The sequence below is a fragment of the Escherichia sp. TW14182 genome (genome assembly GCF_000208525.1).
Lineage (GTDB): Bacteria > Pseudomonadota > Gammaproteobacteria > Enterobacterales > Enterobacteriaceae > Escherichia > Escherichia ruysiae.
This window is the reverse complement of record NZ_AEJZ01000482.1, coordinates 1-1240: the sequence shown is the minus strand read 5'-3', so window position 1 is coordinate 1240 and position 1240 is coordinate 1. Positions and strand designations below refer to the sequence as shown.

1 protein-coding gene is annotated in these 1240 nt (G+C 54.8%); it reads left to right on the top strand.

Annotation, left to right across the window (positions count from 1 at the left end; all coding sequences use genetic code 11):
* The first annotated feature begins 35 nt into the window (after positions 1-35).
* Positions 36-1139 (top strand): bifunctional L-1,2-propanediol dehydrogenase/glycerol dehydrogenase, encoded by a 1104-nt coding sequence (gene gldA, locus EQY_RS0123480; RefSeq protein WP_000373988.1) that lies wholly within the window; start codon positions 36-38, stop codon positions 1137-1139.
* Positions 1140-1240 lie beyond the last annotated feature (101 nt).

Genomic DNA, 1240 nt, shown 5'->3' with positions numbered 1-1240 from the left:
TGCCTTGCAAACGGGATGTGTTCATATAAGCAATTATGGACCGCATTATTCAATCACCGGGTAAATACATCCAGGGCGCAGATGTCATTAATCGTCTGGGCGAATACCTGAAGCCACTGGCGGAACGCTGGTTAGTGGTGGGTGACAAATTTGTTTTAGGCTTTGCTCAATCCACTGTCGAGAAAAGCTTTAAAGATGCTGGACTGGTAGTAGAAATTGCGCCGTTTGGCGGTGAATGTTCGCAAAATGAGATCGACCGTCTGCGCGGCATTGCGGAAACAGCTCAGTGTGGCGCAATTCTCGGTATCGGTGGTGGCAAAACTCTCGATACCGCCAAAGCACTGGCGCACTTTATGGGCGTTCCGGTAGCAATCGCACCGACCATAGCCTCTACCGACGCACCGTGTAGCGCACTGTCTGTTATCTACACCGATGATGGTGAGTTTGACCGCTATCTGCTGCTGCCGAACAACCCGGAACGCGTCATTGTGGATACAAAAATCGTTGCTGGCGCACCTGCACGTCTGTTAGCGGCGGGTATCGGCGATGCGCTGGCAACCTGGTTTGAAGCACGTGCCTGCTCTCGCAGTGGCGCGACCACGATGGCGGGCGGCAAGTGCACCCAGGCCGCGCTGGCGCTGGCTGAACTGTGCTACAACACCCTGCTGGAAGAAGGCGAAAAAGCGATGCTTGCTGCCGAACAGCATGTGGTAACTCCGGCGCTGGAGCGCGTGATTGAAGCGAATACCTATTTGAGCGGTGTAGGCTTTGAAAGCGGTGGTCTGGCTGCGGCACACGCGGTGCATAACGGCCTGACCGCTATCCCGGACGCGCATCACTATTATCACGGTGAAAAAGTGGCGTTCGGTACGCTGACACAACTGGTGCTGGAAAACGCACCGGTTGAGGAAATCGAAACCGTAGCGGCGCTGTGTCATGCCGTTGGTCTGCCAATTACCCTGGCGCAACTGGATATTAAAGAAGATATTCCGGCGAAAATGCGGATTGTCGCAGAAGCATCTTGTGCTGAAGGTGAAACTATTCACAACATGCCAGGCGGCGCAACGCCAGATCAGGTTTACGCCGCACTGCTGGTAGCCGACCAGTACGGACAGCGTTTCCTGCAAGAGTGGGAATAACCTATGCCAAACTCCCGGCTTGTCCGGGAGTTTGAGATTGCAGGCAAAGTGGGCACGGTATTCCCCCTTGCCGGGCTGAGGGATCCCCACAAAATTACTGC

Coding starts and splice junctions, on each gene's coding strand:
- gldA (WP_000373988.1), top strand. CDS start 36: ATGGACCGCATTATTCAATCACCGGGTAAATACATCCAGGGCGCAGAT.